The sequence below is a fragment of the Alteromonas stellipolaris genome, from assembly GCF_001562115.1.
Lineage (GTDB): Bacteria > Pseudomonadota > Gammaproteobacteria > Enterobacterales > Alteromonadaceae > Alteromonas > Alteromonas stellipolaris.
Genome location: NZ_CP013926.1, coordinates 1,592,009 through 1,610,528 on the forward strand (window position 1 = coordinate 1,592,009; position 18,520 = coordinate 1,610,528).

Annotated in this window: 19 protein-coding genes; 4 read left to right on the top strand and 15 right to left on the bottom strand. The window is 43.2% G+C overall.

From position 1 onward, the window contains the following. Positions 1-120: 120 nt before the first annotated feature. Positions 121-2,493: a phosphoenolpyruvate synthase gene (gene ppsA, locus AVL57_RS06675; protein WP_057796191.1), complete on the bottom strand. Its 2,373-nt coding sequence runs from the start codon at positions 2,491-2,493 to the stop codon at positions 121-123. A 271-nt stretch (positions 2,494-2,764) separates the two neighbouring features. On the opposite strand from ppsA, the gene ppsR reads away from it, so the two are divergent. Beyond that, complete coding sequence (gene ppsR, locus AVL57_RS06680; protein ID WP_057792340.1) at positions 2,765-3,577, top strand: posphoenolpyruvate synthetase regulatory kinase/phosphorylase PpsR; 813 nt, start codon at positions 2,765-2,767, stop codon at positions 3,575-3,577. A 66-nt stretch (positions 3,578-3,643) separates the two neighbouring features. On the opposite strand, the gene AVL57_RS06685 is transcribed toward ppsR, so the two are convergent. The 10 genes from AVL57_RS06685 to AVL57_RS06725 all read right to left on the bottom strand — a co-directional run bounded on the left by AVL57_RS06685 (position 3,644) and on the right by AVL57_RS06725 (position 9,329). Continuing rightward, a complete protein-coding gene (locus AVL57_RS06685) occupies positions 3,644-3,859 on the bottom strand; it encodes a hypothetical protein (RefSeq protein ID WP_057792341.1) in 216 nt (71 codons plus the stop codon). Between the two features lie 21 nt (positions 3,860-3,880). Continuing rightward, positions 3,881-4,717, bottom strand: coding sequence for a rhombotarget lipoprotein (rhlP, locus tag AVL57_RS06690; RefSeq protein WP_057792343.1), 837 nt, complete (start codon positions 4,715-4,717; stop codon positions 3,881-3,883). Between the two features lie 185 nt (positions 4,718-4,902). Next, positions 4,903-5,289: a tautomerase family protein gene (locus AVL57_RS06695; RefSeq protein WP_057792345.1), complete on the bottom strand. Its 387-nt coding sequence runs from the start codon at positions 5,287-5,289 to the stop codon at positions 4,903-4,905. Between the two features lie 42 nt (positions 5,290-5,331). Beyond that, positions 5,332-6,552 (bottom strand): alpha/beta hydrolase-fold protein, encoded by a 1,221-nt coding sequence (locus AVL57_RS06700; RefSeq protein ID WP_057792347.1) that lies wholly within the window; start codon positions 6,550-6,552, stop codon positions 5,332-5,334. Positions 6,553-6,637: 85 nt separating this feature from the next. Continuing rightward, a complete protein-coding gene (locus AVL57_RS06705; RefSeq protein WP_057792349.1) occupies positions 6,638-7,015 on the bottom strand; it encodes a DUF1294 domain-containing protein in 378 nt (125 codons plus the stop codon). Further along, positions 7,006-7,464, bottom strand: a complete 459-nt coding sequence (locus AVL57_RS06710; RefSeq protein WP_057792351.1) for a methyltransferase family protein — start codon at positions 7,462-7,464, stop codon at positions 7,006-7,008. The genes AVL57_RS06705 and AVL57_RS06710 overlap by 10 nt, the downstream gene beginning before the upstream one ends. 90 nt (positions 7,465-7,554) lie before the next feature. Beyond that, entirely contained in the window at positions 7,555-8,064 is a 510-nt protein-coding gene (locus tag AVL57_RS06715; protein ID WP_200965819.1) for an RDD family protein, read from the bottom strand. Between the two features lie 14 nt (positions 8,065-8,078). After that, positions 8,079-8,588 (bottom strand): M23 family metallopeptidase, encoded by a 510-nt coding sequence (locus AVL57_RS06720; RefSeq protein WP_057792353.1) that lies wholly within the window; start codon positions 8,586-8,588, stop codon positions 8,079-8,081. 118 nt (positions 8,589-8,706) lie between these two features. Beyond that, positions 8,707-8,889: an SEC-C metal-binding domain-containing protein gene (locus AVL57_RS21500; protein WP_082604931.1), complete on the bottom strand. Its 183-nt coding sequence runs from the start codon at positions 8,887-8,889 to the stop codon at positions 8,707-8,709. Between the two features lie 110 nt (positions 8,890-8,999). Continuing rightward, positions 9,000-9,329, bottom strand: a complete 330-nt coding sequence (locus AVL57_RS06725; protein ID WP_057792355.1) for a hypothetical protein — start codon at positions 9,327-9,329, stop codon at positions 9,000-9,002. A gap of 309 nt (positions 9,330-9,638) precedes the next feature. Here AVL57_RS06725 and AVL57_RS06730 point away from each other — a divergent pair, with 309 nt between their 5' ends. The 3 genes from AVL57_RS06730 (at position 9,639) to AVL57_RS06740 (ending at position 15,406) form a co-directional block, all read left to right on the top strand. Then, on the top strand, positions 9,639-11,462 hold the full coding sequence (locus tag AVL57_RS06730; RefSeq protein ID WP_057792357.1) for a M2 family metallopeptidase: 1,824 nt from the start codon (positions 9,639-9,641) through the stop codon (positions 11,460-11,462). 162 nt (positions 11,463-11,624) lie between these two features. Then, positions 11,625-14,588: a ligand-binding sensor domain-containing diguanylate cyclase gene (locus tag AVL57_RS06735; protein ID WP_057792359.1), complete on the top strand. Its 2,964-nt coding sequence runs from the start codon at positions 11,625-11,627 to the stop codon at positions 14,586-14,588. Positions 14,589-14,770: 182 nt separating this feature from the next. Continuing rightward, entirely contained in the window at positions 14,771-15,406 is a 636-nt protein-coding gene (locus AVL57_RS06740; protein WP_057792361.1) for an SDR family oxidoreductase, read from the top strand. Positions 15,407-15,587: 181 nt separating this feature from the next. Here AVL57_RS06740 and AVL57_RS06745 read toward each other — a convergent pair whose 3' ends face one another. The 4 genes from AVL57_RS06745 to tmk are packed head-to-tail and all read right to left on the bottom strand — an operon-like array spanning position 15,588 to position 18,501. Then, positions 15,588-16,145, bottom strand: coding sequence for a pyridoxamine 5'-phosphate oxidase family protein (locus AVL57_RS06745; RefSeq protein ID WP_057792364.1), 558 nt, complete (start codon positions 16,143-16,145; stop codon positions 15,588-15,590). A gap of 19 nt (positions 16,146-16,164) precedes the next feature. Then, positions 16,165-16,944, bottom strand: coding sequence for a TatD family hydrolase (locus tag AVL57_RS06750; RefSeq protein WP_057792366.1), 780 nt, complete (start codon positions 16,942-16,944; stop codon positions 16,165-16,167). Between the two features lie 43 nt (positions 16,945-16,987). Further along, entirely contained in the window at positions 16,988-17,884 is an 897-nt protein-coding gene (locus tag AVL57_RS06755) for a DNA polymerase III subunit delta' (RefSeq protein WP_057792368.1), read from the bottom strand. Then, the gene (tmk, locus tag AVL57_RS06760; protein ID WP_057792370.1) at positions 17,884-18,501 is read right to left on the bottom strand and encodes a dTMP kinase; all 618 of its coding nucleotides are present in this window, start codon (positions 18,499-18,501) and stop codon (positions 17,884-17,886) included. The genes AVL57_RS06755 and tmk overlap by 1 nt, the downstream gene beginning before the upstream one ends. Positions 18,502-18,520 lie beyond the last annotated feature (19 nt).

The following is an 18,520-nucleotide window of genomic DNA, read 5'->3' on the forward strand; positions in this document are numbered from 1 at the left end:
GTCCAAGGCTAATAGCTTCATGTGAGCGTATAAAGCACAAAAAAGACGCACTAAAAAAGCCGCTTAGATTGAAAAATCTAAGCGGCTTTTTAATAAATAACGTGTTGCTAAGTTAGCTTTTTAGCCGTGCTTTTCAGCAAGGTACAACCAGGTTTCAACTACCGTATCTGGGTTAAGCGATACTGAATCGATACCTTCTTCTACCAACCAGGCTGCAAAGTCTTCGTGATCTGATGGGCCTTGACCACAAATACCAACGTATTTGCCACGTTTCTTCGCCGCTTGAATAGCCATTGATAACAAGGCTTTCACCGCAGGATCTCGTTCGTCAAACAAGTGAGCAATAACGCCACTGTCGCGGTCTAACCCAAGGGTTAACTGAGTTAAGTCATTCGAACCAATTGAGAAGCCATCGAAAATATCTAAGAACTGGTCAGCTAGTAAGGCATTAGAAGGTAATTCACACATCATGATAACGCGCAAACCGTCTTCGCCTTTCTTGAGGCCCTGCTCTTCTAATAGCTCGATAACCTTACGGCCTTCTTCGAGGGTACGTACGAAGGGGATCATGATCTCAACGTTGGTTAAGCCCATGTTGTTACGAACCCGTTTAATTGCTTCACATTCTAAGGCGAAACAGTCGCGGAAATCTTCCGAGATATAACGGCTTGCACCACGGAAACCAAGCATTGGGTTTTCTTCATCTGGCTCGTACTGGTAGCCGCCAACTAAGTTGTAGTATTCGTTAGACTTAAAGTCAGACATACGAACAATGACTTTCTCAGGCGAGAACGCAGCACCAATAGTAGAAATACCTTCAACCAACTTTTCAATGTAGAACTCAGTAGGCGACTCGTAACCGGCCATCATGTCGCCAATTTCTTCTTTAAGCTCAGCAGGCTGGCTGTCGAAGTTAAGTAGCGCTTTAGGATGCACGCCAATCATGCGGTTAATAATAAACTCTAAACGCGCAAGACCAACACCCGCGTTCGGCAAACGGGCGAAATCGAATGCGCGGTCTGGGTTACCCACGTTCATCATCACTTTTAATGGTAAATCAGGCATAGAGTCGATACGTGACGTAACAACGTCAAACTCTAGTTCTGCACCGTAGATGTAACCTGTATCACCTTCCGCACAAGACACGGTAATTTTATCGCCGTTCTCGATGCTGTCGGTGGCGTTTCCGCACCCTACTACTGCTGGGATACCTAACTCACGAGCAATAATGGCTGCGTGACATGTACGGCCACCTCGGTTAGTGACAATGGCAGACGCCTTTTTCATGATAGGCTCCCAATCTGGGTCTGTCATGTCAGTCACTAGCACATCACCGGCTTGAATTTTGTCCATCTCTTCAATGGAACCTAATACCTTGGCAACACCTGCACCAATTTTATGACCAATGGCACGGCCTTCACATACAATATTGCTTTGGCCTTTAAGTTGGAAACGCTCAATGCTTTGTGAATCTTCACGGCTTCGAACCGTTTCAGGGCGCGCTTGAACAATATATAGCTTGCCGTCTACGCCATCTTTAGCCCATTCGATATCCATAGGACGATCGTAGTGCTTTTCAATAATTTGCGCTTGCTTCGCCAGCTCCATCACTTCTTCATCATTCAACGAGAAGGCTTTGCTTTCAGTGCTGTCAATATCAACGATAGACACTTGCTTGCCGTGTGCTTCATCGTCAGAGTAAATCATCTTAACTAGCTTGCTGCCTAAGTTACGGCGAACAATGGCGGGAAGCCCTTTATCAAGGGTTGGTTTGTGTACGTAAAATTCATCTGGGTTTACCGCACCCTGCACTACCATTTCACCCAAGCCGTATGAACTGGTAATAAATACCACGTCTTCAAAGCCCGACTCAGTGTCGATAGTAAACATAACGCCCGACGAAGAAATATCGCTTCGTACCATGCGCTGAATACCAGCCGACAATGCTACGCCTTTATGGTCGTAACCTTGGTGTACACGATAAGAAATAGCACGGTCGTTAAATAGCGAGGCGAATACGTGTTTAATGGCAACTAATACAGACTCGTAACCTTTCACGTTTAGGAAAGTTTCTTGCTGACCTGCAAACGAAGCATCAGGCATGTCTTCTGCAGTAGCTGATGAACGAACCGCAAATGAAGCTTCATCACCTGCATCACCCTGTAATTTCACAAACGCTTCTTTAATTGCTTCTTCTAGTTCAGGTTGAAACGGGGTGTCGATGATCCATTGACGAATATCTTTGCCCGCTTCATTAAGCGCACTAATATCTTCAACATCAAGTGTATCTAGTACGTTATGAATTTTTGCTTCTAGACCGCTTTGCTCTAGAAATTCATTAAAAGCCTCTGCAGTTGTGGCGAAACCTCCCGGTACTTGTACACCGGCGTTAGCTAGGTTAGAAATCATCTCGCCTAAAGATGCATTTTTGCCGCCAACGCGACCTACATCATTCATGCCCAGTTCTTGATACCAAAGTACGAATTCTTTCACTGCCGAAGCCTCCAGCTTATTTTTGAGTAGGGTATAAGCAATGGCGGGCCACATGCCCAACATTGGTAAAATACGTGTCGACTGCGTAGATCCAAACGCGCTTAATGCTTATTAATATTAACGAGTGCCAAGTAAAGCAGGCTTGCGTTACATCAAGTCATCATTAATAACCATATAGCTTTTCGACGAAATCATCTTAGAATGGGGGAAATCGGAAAGTAAACTCTTTATTACTTTTGTAATAAAATTACGACAATGTTAAGGATTTGTTGTGCGCACAGCTTTTTATATTTCAGATGGTACTGCCATTACTTCAGAGGTGTTTGGCCACGCCCTGCTGTCTTTGTTCCCTGTTGAATTCAATCACAATACCATTCCTTTTGTTGAAACTGAGGAAGAAGCCAACAAGGTTTTAGATAAAATATCTGAAAGTTTTCAAGACACAGGAGAAAGGCCGCTCGTTTTTTATACAATTGTGAATGTAGATGTTCGCAAGATAATTTCAAAATCAGTTGGTATTAACTACAATTTCCTCGATCAGTTCGTAGCGCCTCTCGAAAAAGTGCTTGGTGTGCCCTCAAAACCAGAAAAACATCGCACTCACAGCATTCATGAAACCACGTACGACATTCGTATTGAAGCGGTTAACTATGCCTTAGCCAACGATGACGGTTCTAACCTGAAAGATTACGACGAGGCCGACATTATTTTAGTGGGCGTATCTCGCTCGGGTAAAACTCCCACTAGCTTATACTTAGCCCTGCAATTTGGTATTAAAGCGGCAAACTACCCGTTCACCGAGGATGACATGGGCGACATGCTTAAATTGCCCACGGCCCTTCGCCGTTATAAAGACAAACTTTTTGGCTTAACGATTCAGCCAGAACGATTACATCAAATTCGTTCTGAACGAAAAGCGAATAGCCGCTATGCGTCATTACAGCAGTGTAGAATGGAACTACGAGAAGTAGAGAACTTGTACCGAAAGGAAAAAATTCCGTTCTTAAACAGTACCAAATATTCCATAGAAGAGATTTCGGCCAAAATTCTTGCGGAGACAGGGTTGAAGCGCAGAAAGTATTAAGGTGGGGCGTATTGTGGAGGGGGCGTACTAAGCTAGCACCCCACTTCCCTACCCTAATCCCGCTTGTTAATGCCAGCCTGCTACGAGGCTGGCCCAATAAAAAGTCAGTGTCATTGCCCCAATGGCAATTAACCCACCTAGGTAATACAACGCGTGGGTGTAATCGAACTTAACCGAGGTATTAGTTTGCTGGTTTAAAAACGCAATCAATTGTTCAAACTGCTCAGATGAAAGAATATTGGCGCTTACTGCGTCTTTAAGGTTTTGCTTAGTGACGTTCAATCTGCACTCCTTGCCAGCGTATTAACGCACAGTCATTTTTCTAAATAACATGACACATAGGAAGAGTAAGCAATAAACATGAAGTGAGCCGCCACTATAGCCTGCTCTGTGTTCAACATTTGCAATTTTTTCTTCTTTTACTCTGGTTTTAAATCGCGCAAGTTCGGCATCTAGGTTGGTAGACATATCATCAACCGCAATACCAAAACCTTCTAATGATTTTTCGGCCAGCGTATTGTCAATACCTACCGCGGTGGTGCGTTTCTCAAGTTTGCTTACACCAGGTGCTCTGAAAAGCATCTTTTTACTTTTAATATCGAATACAGCGGTATCGACAAAGGTCTGCACCGTATTTTCGTTACCAGGAATCACGTACATACCAACGATGGTCCAATACAGTAATGCCGCGTTATTTTCGAGTGACTGAGTTACTTGGTCGTAAGACACTAACGCCATTACATCAACGTCATATAAACGCCCTACTTGTTCCAACGTAGCAAACCCTTCTCCCCCGCTTAAATACTCACTAGGAATAATTTCAATGCGATCGATATATTCGTATTGAAGAAAAGACTGCTTCACGTTTTCAAGAAGCTCCACTTGGTCTTTCCCATGTAGGCCATCTCGTTGCCAATTACTTGAAGGAACAAATGCAAGCCCCACCTTTACCGGTAATTGTAAGGTGGGAATTTCAGGCTGGTGCTTAACGCGGCTTTCTTCATCAGGATAAAGAAAGTCCATCAAACTACTAGATTGAGCTTGTTTACCTGTATTGTTACTTACTATTGCACTGCATGCAGTAAGTAACATTGCCCCTAAGATAGCCCCTAACATTGTTATTAATATTTTTGTTTTCATCGACAACCCTTTATGTACTACTCAAACCACGTTATAAGCTAATCGCCGCCTATCGTGTACTTCATCAACACTAGTGCTTCAAATTACCCAGTATTTCAAACAAATACAATACGGACGCGAACTCACCTAATGTAGATGTAGTTGTAATCTCAGTTGTAGGTAAAAATGTATGTGATGCCCCAACCTTATACATCAACGTTATATTTTAAATCTGACGCCTCATCACCAGTTATGCCACGAAAACCCCATTGGTACTTTTCTTGTTCTTTAATGGTTATTTCAATATCGATAGGGTTAATACCTAAAGCAGATTCTATTTCTTTGAAAAGCGCTTTAATCAGTGCTTTTTGGGTTTCAGGTTTGCGACCCTTCATCATGTTAATTTCGATAACGGTATAGCAATCTGTTCTACCGCCAGGGTAGAAAAAGTCTTCTTTGGCTAGGGGAATAAAACGGTGGGCCCGTTTATCCTCAGGCATGCCTAAAACAGATTGCATACAGCCATGTATCACTTCAGACAGTTGGCTTTTTATTGGGTTTAAGTGCTTATCAATCCCATAAATAACTATCACAACAATATCCTTTATAAATTCTTTTCGAGAAAGCAAAAAATGCTAAAGATTCTTGTCCTGAATCTTTGTGAGTAAGTTTGCATGGCGAGTTTTATAGGCACCGTTTTCTACATTTTCGACCACGCTTTTCTGTATGGCAAGCGACCTCATTTCTAATGCTTTTTGCAAATCACCACTCGCTTCAAATCCATCCGCTAAGCTGTCGTAGGCATCCGCTTTGTAAGGATAGCTTTCAACATTGCTTTGAAATATCGCAATAGCCGTTGAATAGTCTTTTTCAGATAATGCTTTGTATCCCACACTGTTAATGGCGCGATAGCTGGGCTTAATGTCATAACCGTACATTTCAGACTGCGCTTTATAAAACTGCTTTATTGCAGGTATCCCGCCGCTTAAGACTTCATTTGATGGTTGCAACGATTTGTACAGATTCTGATAAGCCAACGAATGCCCAGCAAGCGCGGTGGTATTGTGGCCTTCTGAGGTATCTAAATCTGTGTTGTAATTAAACCCTTTTCGCTTATGAGTGTTTAGCAATTCGATATAGCGCTGGTAAGACGTTAGCATGTGGCCGCCTTCGCTGCCCATATTGATATACAAATAGTTGTTCAATTCAGAAGTATCTGAAAAGAAGGTTTCGGCGTCGTCAAAGATAACCTGTTCTTGCCACCATAAACTTGGGCTGAACGCAAAGTGAGCTTGGAATAAATGGGGTCTAGACTGCAAGGCATACACCGACAATAACCCACCTAAAGAATGCCCTGAAATTATTTTGAAGTTGTTGGCGCGATAGTTTTTGTTAATGTAGGGCACAAGCTCTTTCTCAATAAAATCAAGAAAGTTATCGGCTCCCCCGGATCTTCCCCACTCGTTGTAGTTCGCATCATATGTTGGAGTGAAGTCTCTTGAGCGATGAGTATTTGCTATAGCAACAACAATCATTTCTTGCGCCATATTAGATTGATTGAGCAAGTCTAACGTGCCGACTGCATGAGCAAAATTTCTCTGACCATCAAGTAAATAAAGTACCGGATAATGTAATTGAGATTCTAATTGCTCACGCGTTGTTGATAGCGGCTTACTTGTTGAATGACTATTTGAGAGGTAGTAACTATTGGGTAGATGTATGAACAATTCACGTTCTTCATCGAGTATTTCAGAATGAATACTTAAGTGCGTAGCTTCTCCCCGTACCTTTGAATACGAGTAAGAAGGAACCAAAATAAGTAAAAAGACAGCTATCGTAATGGCATGTTTTAGCACGGTATAATCCTTTATTTATTAGTTTTAGTTCGTGATTAACTTTTAATCTTACCCGTTCAATGCCAGCAACAAAAGAACCTATACATTAAGCAAAAATTCCATTCATTAAGTGCTTACCTTGTTCACTAAAAAGCCAAATAAACGCAGTTAAATTTACGACAACTGTAGCCCAATAGGTTCGCTTAAATGAAACTTTCGCCGACTTATGCCTTAACTTTCTTTGCGCATAATAAGCGCCAGGCCAGCCTCCCAGTAGACTCAAAACGTGAAGGCGAATTTCTGGTATACGCCATTTACCATTGCGTGCAGCCGATTTATCAAAAGCGTACATAGCAAAAGTAATAACGCTGGTGGTGATATAAAGATATACCACCTCTATTGGCAATAAATTCAGAAACGTTACTATAATTAACGTGGTACAAAATGTAAGCGTGATGAATATGCCGAATTTGCTTACAGCCATCTGCGAACCGTTTTCATATATTCGGTATAGCTGGCGCCAAACTTATCGGTTAGAAATGCCTCTTCAGGTGTTATCTGGTACTTATTCATGTACCACACAAATAACACAATGAAGAGAATATTAAGCGGGTTGGATGTGTAAAGCCCAATACCAACCAAACACAGAAGCATACCTACATACATAGGGTTTCTGCTGTATTGATACACACCTGAAGTCACCAAACTAACCACACGATCTGTTTTTATAGGGTTCACGGAAGTTTTGTGTTTTTTAAACGAAGTAACCCCCAGTAAAGCGAACCCTACCCCCAGCAATACACAGAGTATTAGCGACTGTATCTTGAAGGGGTGATAAACACTCAAGAAACCTGCAACCTTGGTTGTCACCCACATTAAAATAACCGCTATGAAAAAGACAACAACTGGCGGGATTTTTTGCTCAAGCTTCATCGAACTTCCTTGTGGCTAATACGTAATTTAAAAGCAGCCGTGCGAGTATATTAGCTATACCCATGGCCTCGCTCGCACAAATATCTATCGTTACTTTTTGTCAAAGCGTACCGGCTCAACACCTTTATTTTTAGGTCGAATAACAACCGTGCTAGCCATTTTGTCATGCCATCCTTGTTTTTTGGTATCCCATAATACCCATAAAAAGCCTAAGCCTAGGGGTAAAATAGAAACGTAATACCCTATATAGCGAATTATAGACTGGCGTATCGTGGGCGCACTTCCCGTTTTAGCATCAAGGACCTTTACTTTAAGCACCATTTTGCCTGGGGTGGCCGATTTATATACCCAAAATAATATTGTGGAGATTAAAGGTAGAACATAACTAATTAAGACATCAAATATACCTACAACAGTGTCTTCAGCGGTCCAATATCCCTTGCCATAAATTAGATGCAGTAGTGGAAAGGTTACCGCTAATAAAAGTAATGTATCAATAATTGATGCGCCAAATCTGATCCCAAAACCTGCATACACATGATCTTCTTCGTATTCTGTTTTATATTCAGCGCCAGTATCTGAGAGGCCCGTATTACTCATTTATATCTCCATTTTCAATCAGCTGCGCTTAGGTACAATATTGGATCTAAATAATGCGCTTTCTTGCTCCCTTGCGTCGACTCGTCGGCAAGCCAAAAATGGGGAAACAGCGCCACAATGCTGTAATGAAGATGGGGCGCTTTTCCTTGAGCATTGCCTGTTGAGCCCACTGTACCAATTTTCGAACCACTAAAAAGCAGTGAAATGCCATCAACATCTATTGAATCAAGATGCGCATAGTAATGCAGCCGCCACTTAGGCCCCAAGGCAAGTACTATATTGCCGCCTTTAGGCTTTTGACCTTGATAGAGGATAAGTTGATGTGTGGTTGCCAGCACCGAGGTGCCTTTCTGAGCAAAGATATCGATACCTTTATGGACCCCCGAACTGCCCCAGGGTTCATACCAAAAGGTGTCTTTGTTCCAATCAGCGGAACTGGCGTTGTCTACGGGAATAATTCGCGGCTCTGGTATAACAAAGCCAAGCAGTATCACTACGCATAGCCCCAACAAAATCCATCTCATTATTGAACCTTATGAACCCAGTAGCTGGTAAGTGTTGTTATGCGTTGAGGTCTGCAATCGAACTTCCACTTACTCATAGTCGCACACTAGGCTCTATTAATAGTTGAAAAACGATGAATTAGTTCTTACCGCAGCACTTCTTAAATTTAACTTCACTACCGCAGTGACAAGGATCGTTGCGACCGATCTTTGGTGTCGAACGAGTAATTGGGCTTTTGGGCGGGCAACAACTTGTGTTAGTACAACCCGTGCTAGACTCTTCAAAGGTACTAGCGCTATGCTTATTTGTATTGTCAGTCATCACTACTCTAATTTTTAATGTTGGAAAACACAGATTTTATCAAATTTGCGAGAAATATTCATACAGACATAAACCAGCACAGCCCTGAAATGCTCGACCCACTTTTGTCATTAAAGATCGTTACTCGCTGCTGCGTATGAGAATACTAGCTTGCAGTTAATATGCTTTAGCATCTTGTTGACCGAAGTAGGAACATCAACGATGTTGGTGTCTTTACTGCTAAGCACCGATAAAAAAATATCGCAGTTGGAAAGTGCAATTTGTTGACGTTCGAAGAAAATCATCAATGGATCAAAGATATCTTCGGTAAGTGGAATTGTTCCCACATAACAATTTTTGTCTTCAACATAGCGAGCAGATGAATTCGCAACCTCTCTTTCTAACGTGTGGGCTTGCAATTTATTGAGCGATAGAAACCTAAAGCTAACCTCTACATTCATTTAAATTCCTGAAATTACCGTTGGCTTATAACACGTAGTCAACTGACAGCGGCGTTTTGCCTGCTAAGGTGGAAAAACAAAGGTTACCTTCTGCCCTCTTAAATTAAAACAAAATTTCACATGGTAAATACGGCTTATCAGTCAATATCTAGAATTAGCTGTAGCAGGCTAAGCCTTTACACTAGCTAAATGGAAACATCGCTTTTTGTTGCAAATTTGTTTTACAAAGCGTACTAGTCACTCCAAAATATAACGCTAGAATATATGTACTCCCCAATACATAAAAACAACAACGACAAGAGCAAACTTATGTTTTCAACTAAACGCACTATCGTCGCAGCACTAGTTAGCATTACGCTAATAGGTTGCGGTGAAGCCACTAGCAAAACTGAAACAACACCTGCGGCACCTACCGCGCAAGATGCGCAAGAATTTCTTATTAATGCGCAAAACGATATTAGTAAAATGCAGGTACCAGCCGCTCATGCCGAGTGGAGTTACGCTACTAACATCAATTTTGATACCGCCGCAGTAAGTGCCTATTTCAATGAAGTACTGTCCACCAAAGTAGCTGTGTTAGCCAAAGAAGCGGCTAAATTTAACGATGTTGAAGTTGATGAAGATACCCGTCGTCAACTTAACCTGCTTAAAAACGGGCTGACCATGCCACCTCCTTCAGATCCGGCGAAAGCAGAACAACTTGCTAAAATTGGTTCTGAGCTAAGTGCAATGTATGGTTCCGGCCAGTACTGCATGGAAGACGGCACCTGTAAAAGCTTGGTAGAAATGAGCAGTGAAATGGCGACTATTCGCGATGCCGACACCTTACTAGAGTACTGGAAAGGTTGGCGCGAAGTGTCTGTGCCTATGAAGCCGCTGTATGAACAACAGGTAAATTTGGCTAACGAAGGTGCTGCTGAATTAGGCTTTCAAAATGTGAGCGAACTATGGCGCGGTAAATACGATATGCCAGCCGACGACTTCCCGAAAGAACTTGATAGGTTGTGGGGACAAGTTGCGCCTTTCTACGAATCGCTGCACTGCCACGTTCGTGCTAAGTTAGGTGAGCATTATGGTGAAGAATTGGTTCCTCAAGACCAACCAATTCCAGCACACTTGTTAGGCAATATGTGGGCGCAAACCTGGGGCAACGTTTACGATATCGTGAAGCCTGAACAAGAAATGTCAGTACCCGATGTTACCTCATCGCTCGTGGCTCAGGGCTATGATGAAATAAAAATGGTAAAACAGGCTGAATCTTTCTTTTCGTCATTGGGCTTTGCGCCGCTGCCTGATACGTTTTGGGAGCGCTCTATGTTCCAAAAACCTGAAGGCCGCGACGCACAGTGTCACGCTTCAGCATGGGACTTAGATGACAAAGACGATTTACGTATTAAGATGTGTATTCAAAAAACGGGGGAAGAGTTTAACGTTATTCATCATGAACTGGGCCACAACTATTACCAACGTGCTTATAAAGACCAGCCTTTGTTGTATCGCGGTTCAGCTAACGATGGCTTCCATGAAGCGATTGGCGACACCATTGCCTTGTCGATTACCCCTAAGTACTTAAAAGAAATTGGTTTGATTGACGAGATCCCAGATGCGTCTAACGACATAGGCATGCTAATGCAGGTGGCGCTAGATAAAATTGCCTTTATTCCATTTGGTTTGATGGTGGATCAATGGCGCTGGAAAGTGATGGCCGGTGAAGTATCGCCTGAGCAATACAATACACTTTGGTGGGAATTAAGAGAAAAGTACCAAGGTGTAAAAGCACCGATAGACAGGCCTGCAGATGCGTTTGACCCAGGCGCTAAATATCATGTTCCGGCTAACGTGCCCTACACTCGCTACTTCTTAGCGCATATTTTGCAATTCCAGTTCCATAAAGCCTTGTGTGACATTGCCGGTGACGAAGGCCCACTTAATCGCTGTTCTATTTATAACAGTGAAGAAGCGGGTACCGCGCTAAACGCCATGCTTGAAATGGGCGTAAGTGAACCATGGCAAAAAGCGTTAGAAACTCTTACTGGCTCACCTGAAATGGATGCAAGTACCATTGCTGACTACTTTGCACCGCTAAAAACGTGGTTAGATGAGCAAAATGCGACGCGTCAGTGTGGATGGTAATTTTTTAGCCAACTAAATGATTTAATAGTAGAACCTCGTTAATCGAGGTTCTTTTTTTTCAGCACTTATATCTTGTTCGTGCAAAATTAATACTTATGTCCCATTTTTACTAGACTGACCCTAGTATATCGTAGCGCTTGATCCTTATTCCTGAGCGTATTTATGAAGTTTGTAGTGGTAAGATTTCTGGTTACCGCCACTATGTTATTACCTATCGTTTTTTCTTTGGTAGCCACATCTCGTGCTGCTGACTTTCCCCTGCCCGTGTTTAAAAGCTTCTCAATCGAAGAAGGCTTATCGCAAGTATCGGTTTTAGATATTGCAGAAGATAAAGACGGTTATATCTGGCTGGCAACCCAGTCGGGGATCGACAGGTTTGATGGAAACGAATTTAAGCATTTTGGTAAATGGCAAGAGACTGAGTCTGATGGGCTCAACACCGTTACTACTTTTCAAATTGAACCTTCGTTAGACAAAGAATATCTATGGGTTGGCTCTATTGCAGGCGTTAGCAAGTTTCATATTGCAACGGAAACATTCGAACACTTCCCTATATCGGTTTCCAGCAAAATAAAAGCCGGCTTAATCAAACGCATAAAAATCGATAAGAGTGGTAACGTTTGGGTGATCAGTGGTCGCGCGCTTTATCGCTTTTCAACGCTACTGAACAAATTGGTTCAAGTTGCAGTCCTAGATAATGTGACCAGTACACTTACCGACATCGTAATTGATGGAAATAGTCACGTTTGGCTTAGCTCAACATCGGGATTATACAAGCTTAATTCCGCTTTCAATACCTTAGAGCTTCAGCAACTGGCGGGTACAAACTTAACCTTGATGGCACTGGCTGCTGACGAGAGTTTATGGATTGGATCTGGCTCTAACGGTCTGTGTCGTTACCCTTTGTTTGCTAGCAATGATTTTTCCGTGTCCACCTGTTTTGATGAAAGCAGCGGCCTTTCATCTAATGATGTGCTAAGCGTGTTGTTTCAGCGCAACGACAATATTTGGATTGCCACCAGCGGCGGAGTAAACATCATTCCTGCTAAAGAAGCATCTGAGATTGTGTCGTTATCGGTTTCTCAATCGAAACTCGCAAATAATTACATTACATCGCTGTATCAAACGGAAGCTGGCGCCATTGTGGCGGGGTCGCGCGATAATGGGTTTTCTATTCACAACCCTGTACTGTCGAACTTTTCAACCAGCGCAGCTATTGGTAACAATATCTCTGGTATTGCTACCCATTCCGATAACGCCTTATGGCTTGCTACAGAAGAGAACCTTTGGCATTACAATTATCATTCTGGCAAGGTCAGCGGACCCTATACCTCGATGATTGAGTCCGAAGGTAAGTTATCTTCAAACAAGCTTTTAACAGTACATTACGATAAGCAGTCAGACTCAGTTTGGCTATCTACTCGCGCGGGGCTTGCCAAATTAAATACTGCCAGTGAACAACTAGATTTGGTGGCATTGAAGGGCAAGGCTGGTTATACCCTCAACGTGGATGCCGATGGTGATGTTTGGTACGGCGGCTACAGCGATGGTGTTTTTGTGTATCGCCCTTCCGAGAACCGAGTCATTCGCCAATGGCCAATCTCACTTACCACTCGTATTGTGTTTGAAAATAACGAGAGCGCATGGCTGGCCAGCATATCGGGCCTATATTTTGCCAACAAATTTACGGGTGAAATACGCAATATAGGTGAAAGTAACACTAATTTCCCTAAAGACGCAGTAGTGACTTGGGTTTCTCGGTCTATACGTGGCGGCTATTGGATTGGCACCCAGGCAAACGGCATCTATTTTATGGCGGTTGAGGATAACGAGATTTCCTCGGTGTCTTTTTCCCAGATAGAAGCAGACAGTTACTTAAGTAACATCTCAGTTGGCGCTATCATTGAAGATCAAGAAAACGAGCTATGGGTCTCCACAACGGTAGGTATAGCCCATATCGATTCTACCCTGTCATCCGTTTCATATTTTGGGGCACAAAATGGTGTTAGTGAAGCGGGCTACTACATAGGCGCCGCCGTGAAAACCACGGGCGACACTATATTTATGGGTAGCCCAAAGGGTCTCACTCGCTTCAAGCCCACTGATATTAAACAACAGCCTTGGTCGCCTAAAGTTAATATATCGCATATTGAAATTATTAATGAGCAAAGCAGTGGGTCAGAAAACCTCTACCCGAATACCAATATTGAAGAATTGGTACTTAGTTCAAACAATGTTTCCTTTTCTGTAGAATTTGCGGCACTCGATTTTACACGTGCTAACGAAGTAAGTTATGCCTACTTATTATCTGGGTTTGATAATAAGTGGCGCTTTACGGATCATCGCCGCCGCGCGGTTACCTACACGAATTTAGACCCCGGGAATTACACGCTTATTATTCGAGCGATGAACAAAGAAAAAGTGTGGAGCCCAAATGAAGCCACGCTCCAAATCAGGATTGTTCCCCCATGGTGGGATAAACCTGTATGGCGAAGTGCCATTTTTTTATCGGCTTTTCTGCTTTTAACGCTACTTGTATGGTGGCGTATTCAAACCCTTAAAAACCGTTCGGTTGCGCTAGCAAAAATAGTAGAAGAAAAAACCAAAGATCTTGAAGACGTGGTAGAAAAATTAACACAATTATCGAGTCAAGATTCGTTAACCGGATTGAAAAATAGGCGCTACTTTACCTGCCGAGCTCACGAGGCTTGGGACAGTTACGAGCGTTACGCACAAGCCTTTTCATTACTTATTGTGGATATTGATTGGTTTAAACGAATTAACGACACCTACGGTCATCATGTTGGCGATCTTATATTGGTTAAAATAGCTGAACTGCTTCGTACGAACTTGAGAAATTCTGACGTTATTTGTCGTTGGGGTGGCGAAGAGTTTCTGATCCTACTGCCCGAGCTTAACGTGCATGAATGCTATTGGGTAGGTGAAAAATTGAGAAAAGCTGTTGAGAAAACGTCATTTCATTGCGAAGGACATGATGTAAATGTGACGATTACCGCAGGAATTGCAGATATTCGTGAAAGCGATAGCGTAGAGCAATGCATACACGCTGCTGATAAAAGACTTTACAGAGGTAAAGTTGAGGGGCGTAATGCTGTTGTAAAATAGCGCGATATTAACCTGCTGCTTTAGCCCTTATTTTCACTCGTTTTGTTAACCACTCTGCTGCCTAGTAATCAATTTACGCCCTTACGCTGACCAGCGCAGTATGATGAAACTCATCGTACAGTGTGATCGAAATTCCCTCCCACGCTTATGAATAACCATATTCAATCATGGAGGTAACATTTATGGCTAAGGTTCTTGTCATTGGCGCATCAGGCCAAATTGGTAAACAGGCTACTGGGAAATTACTTGAAGCAGGTCACCACGTGGTGGCCCCTGTGCGAAGCCCTGAGAAGCTAGACGATTTTGAAAACGACAACCTCGTAGTGAAAGAGCAAGATCTTGAAAAAGACTTCTCTGAGCATTTCGAGGGTGCAGATTGTGTGGTATTCGTTGCGGGCAGCGGCGGTAATTCGGGCGATGATAAAACGCTTCTTATCGACCTATGGGCTGCGCGAAACGCGGCAAACTATGCCAAGGCAGCTAACACCCCTAAATTTGTGATGGTAAGTTCTATAGGTGCTGGCGATCCAGACGCAGTAAGCTCTAGCATTAAGCCTTATTTAGTTGCTAAGCATATGGCTGACGAGCATTTAATGAATAGTGGCGTGCCTTATATCATTTTGCGCCCAGGTACTTTGTTAAACGAGCCAGGTACGCATTTGGTGTCTACTGATATGCCAGACAACCAAGACGATGCTGTTATTCCTAGAGAAGATGTGGCTACAGCTATTGTGGAGGCAGTTAATCGCAGCGACACAAGTAATGTGACGACTTATCTGTTTAAAGGCGATACGCCAATCTCGAAAATCTTTGAGTAAGTAAATATAAGTAAGCTACAAAAGCTAACGGTCAAATTAAAAACGCCAGCAATTTTGCTGGCGTTTTTTATTATTTTGATTTAACTCTGTTTGTTCAATGTGCTGCTTAAGCTCAATGTGCTGCTTAAGCTCAGTGTGCTGCTTAAGCTCAGTGCGCTGCGCTAGCATTCAATGTACTGCGTTAGGGAACAATAGACTGGCTAATCCAGTTACCCATTTCGTCACGACGATGTAACTCGCGATACTGTGGATTACCACGCAAATTCAAATAGTCCACATTGAAGATGTCTAACAAAATTACGCAAAAATGTTCAGGGGCCACAGAATAGTCACCTGCAATCTGAAGCGGTAAGCCATTGTTTCGTGGCGTGCCTGGCTCGCCCCATAGAAACTGCTTCTTACCCGCATCAGACAATTTTGCCCAATGCGCCTCTATTATTGGCCTATCTTCGCTTTCGGTCACTATAGTCGCATTTACACTAAATCGATACTGCTCACGAGTTTTAGAAAAATACCAACAGCCCTGCGCTTTCGCCTGCTGCGACAATTGGTTGTATTTTTCGGTACGGGTATCTGAAATAACAATTAATTTGTTGTCGTCACTTAAGCCTCGGTACACCACGGTTCTGCAGTATGGCACACCGTCTTTGTCTGCGGTTGCCAACTGAAAATAACGGCTCTCAGGCATGCTTCTGCTAGCGTGTAAGCTTTTTGTTAACCCTGTACGCCACTGCGGCATTTTTAAACTCTCCGGTCGCTTAAGCGGCTTTACGTTGGGCAAGTGAAAACAAAGTGTAGAAATTTTCAGTGGTAATACGCGCTAATTCTTTCACCGATATACCTTTTAGTTCGGCAATAAATTCCGCGACTTCTACCACATAACCCGGCTGGTTTTGTTTACCTCTGTGGGGTACTGGGGCTAGCCAAGGGGAATCGGTTTCAATCAATAATCGCTCAAGAGGAACCGCTTTTACAACGTCTTGTAATTCACTGGCAGATTTAAACGTGACGATGCCAGAAATAGAGATGTAGAAATCCATTTCAATGGCGGCCTGCGCCATTTCAAGGGACTCGGTAAAGCAATGCAGCACGCCTTTTGTATGGCTAGCTTTATGCTCGCGCAGCAAACTAATGGTGTCGTCACGGGCATCACGAGTATGAATAATTAGCGGCTTTTTCGTTTCATTGGCGACTTTAATATGATCAACAAACGAGGTTAGCTGAACCTCTTTGCTTTCAGGGCTATAAAAATAGTCTAAGCCTGTTTCACCAATCGCTACTACCGCATCGTCTTGCGCTTTTTCAAGTAACTCATGGTAAGTACATGCATCTTCTTGGTGAAGAGGGTGTACGCCACAAGAGACAGAGACATCAGCGAAGTCTTTTACGGTTTCTAACATGCTGTCGTAATCGCTCACCGATACGCACACACATAAAAAGTGCTCTACACCGCGAGTGCGCGCAAAGTTTAGAGTTTCTGCCAATTCTTCTGGCGATTGCTTTAATCTGTCTAAATGACAATGTGAATCTACGAACAAAATATACCTATCTTTTTTACGGCTAACCCACTAACAACGTGGCCTAGCGCTGAAATTGTTTTAAAATACTGACCAACACCATGGATTTATTCACCCCTGGGTGCTGTAAGGTTTTAACTGCCTCTACGCAGGCGCGATAACGCGCGTAATCTTGCACTTGTTGGCGTTCTACATACGCTTTATGGGCCATATGTTGGCACCACGTTGCTACCTGAACAGCATCACTTTGCCATTTATTAGCAAGAGCTAAAAGCTGCTGACTTCCTGAACTAGCAAGTAATGCGCCCATACCGTCAGTGAAGGTACGATAATTAAAATCGCTTTCGCTATTAAGTGCAGCTTCTAAACGAAGTGGCGCGTAACCATAGGCTTCTAATAACGCTTCACTGGCATCTTGTACGCCTTGTTGCTGTAAATAGGCCAAACTACTTTGCACATCAGGCAAACCCAGCGAATGTTTTTCACATCGGCTCAATATGGTAGGCATTATTCTGTTCAGGCTGTCAGTGATTAGCAGCAAGTATGTATTATTGGTGGGCTCTTCTAAGGTTTTCAAGAGTGCGTTAGCCGCGGCCTCTGTCATGCTATCGGCCACAGGGATCACCAGTACCTTATTGCCACCCATTTGCGCCGTACCACTTAACTTGGCAATACCTTCTCGAATTTTATCCACGCCCAACTGCTTTTCGCTTTCTAGCACGTAAAAATCGGGGTGATTGCCAGCAAGGCGCAAATGACAGCTTTGGCATGCGTTACACGCACCTTGCGGTGTTGGTTTTTTACACAAAAGGGTGTCCGACAGCCCTGCAACCAGCTTCGCTTTACCAATACCTTTAGCGCCAATAAATAACAGCGCATGATGCAGCTTGTTATTAAAATAGCGTACAAGCAATTCGTTATAGGTATCAGAGAACCAAGGTAGCATTTGCCCAGATTGCATTAAGAAAGATACTCCTGCACGGCTGTGATCACGTCTTTATGCACATCTTCCATAGCTTGCATGGCATTAATCACTACAATACTGTCATCTTGTGCTGCTAGGCTTAAATACCGTTCACGGGTACGCTCAAAAAAAGCCAAGCCTGCTTGTTCAATACGATCAAGCTCTCCCCTGCCCCTAGCGCGCTCTAAGCCGATGGCTGGCTCAACGTCTAGGTACAAGGTTAAATTAGGTTTAAAACCGTTAAGTGCTATTTTGCTAATGGCACTCATGGTATCAGCACTCACGCCACGACCACCGCCTTGATAGGCTTGTGAAGACAAATCGTGCCTGTCACCGACTACCCACTTCCCTGCATCTAACGCTGGAAGTATACGGTTAGTTAATAACTGCACTCGCGCCGCATACATCAACAGTAATTCTGTTTCTTCGGCTACGGTCTCGTTCCAGTCGTGTTTAACGCACTCGCGAATGGCCTCAGCCATAGGCGTACCGCCTGGCTCGCGTGTTTGCTCAACCGCAATATCTGCATCTTGCAATTGCTTTACTATAAGCCCAATCACTGAACTTTTTCCGGCCCCTTCAAGGCCCTCTACTACAATAAACTTTCCGTTCATAATTATTCGTTGTTGGACT

Bases quoted from the DNA above. Each gene is read 5' to 3' on its own strand.
- AVL57_RS06705 (WP_057792349.1), bottom strand. From the start codon at position 7,015: ATGGCTGTAAGCAAATTCGGCATATTCATCACGCTTACATTTTGTACC.
- AVL57_RS06720 (WP_057792353.1), bottom strand. From the start codon at position 8,588: ATGAGATGGATTTTGTTGGGGCTATGCGTAGTGATACTGCTTGGCTTT.
- AVL57_RS06755 (WP_057792368.1), bottom strand. From the start codon at position 17,884: ATGCAATCTGGGCAAATGCTACCTTGGTTCTCTGATACCTATAACGAA.
- AVL57_RS06745 (WP_057792364.1), bottom strand. From the start codon at position 16,145: ATGCCGCAGTGGCGTACAGGGTTAACAAAAAGCTTACACGCTAGCAGA.
- tmk (WP_057792370.1), bottom strand. From the start codon at position 18,501: ATGAACGGAAAGTTTATTGTAGTAGAGGGCCTTGAAGGGGCCGGAAAA.
- AVL57_RS21500 (WP_082604931.1), bottom strand. From the start codon at position 8,889: ATGACTGACAATACAAATAAGCATAGCGCTAGTACCTTTGAAGAGTCT.
- AVL57_RS06715 (WP_200965819.1), bottom strand. From the start codon at position 8,064: ATGAGTAATACGGGCCTCTCAGATACTGGCGCTGAATATAAAACAGAA.
- AVL57_RS06730 (WP_057792357.1), top strand. From the start codon at position 9,639: ATGTTTTCAACTAAACGCACTATCGTCGCAGCACTAGTTAGCATTACG.
- AVL57_RS06710 (WP_057792351.1), bottom strand. From the start codon at position 7,464: ATGAAGCTTGAGCAAAAAATCCCGCCAGTTGTTGTCTTTTTCATAGCG.
- rhlP (WP_057792343.1), bottom strand. From the start codon at position 4,717: ATGAAAACAAAAATATTAATAACAATGTTAGGGGCTATCTTAGGGGCA.
- AVL57_RS06735 (WP_057792359.1), top strand. From the start codon at position 11,625: ATGAAGTTTGTAGTGGTAAGATTTCTGGTTACCGCCACTATGTTATTA.
- AVL57_RS06740 (WP_057792361.1), top strand. From the start codon at position 14,771: ATGGCTAAGGTTCTTGTCATTGGCGCATCAGGCCAAATTGGTAAACAG.
- AVL57_RS06725 (WP_057792355.1), bottom strand. From the start codon at position 9,329: ATGAATGTAGAGGTTAGCTTTAGGTTTCTATCGCTCAATAAATTGCAA.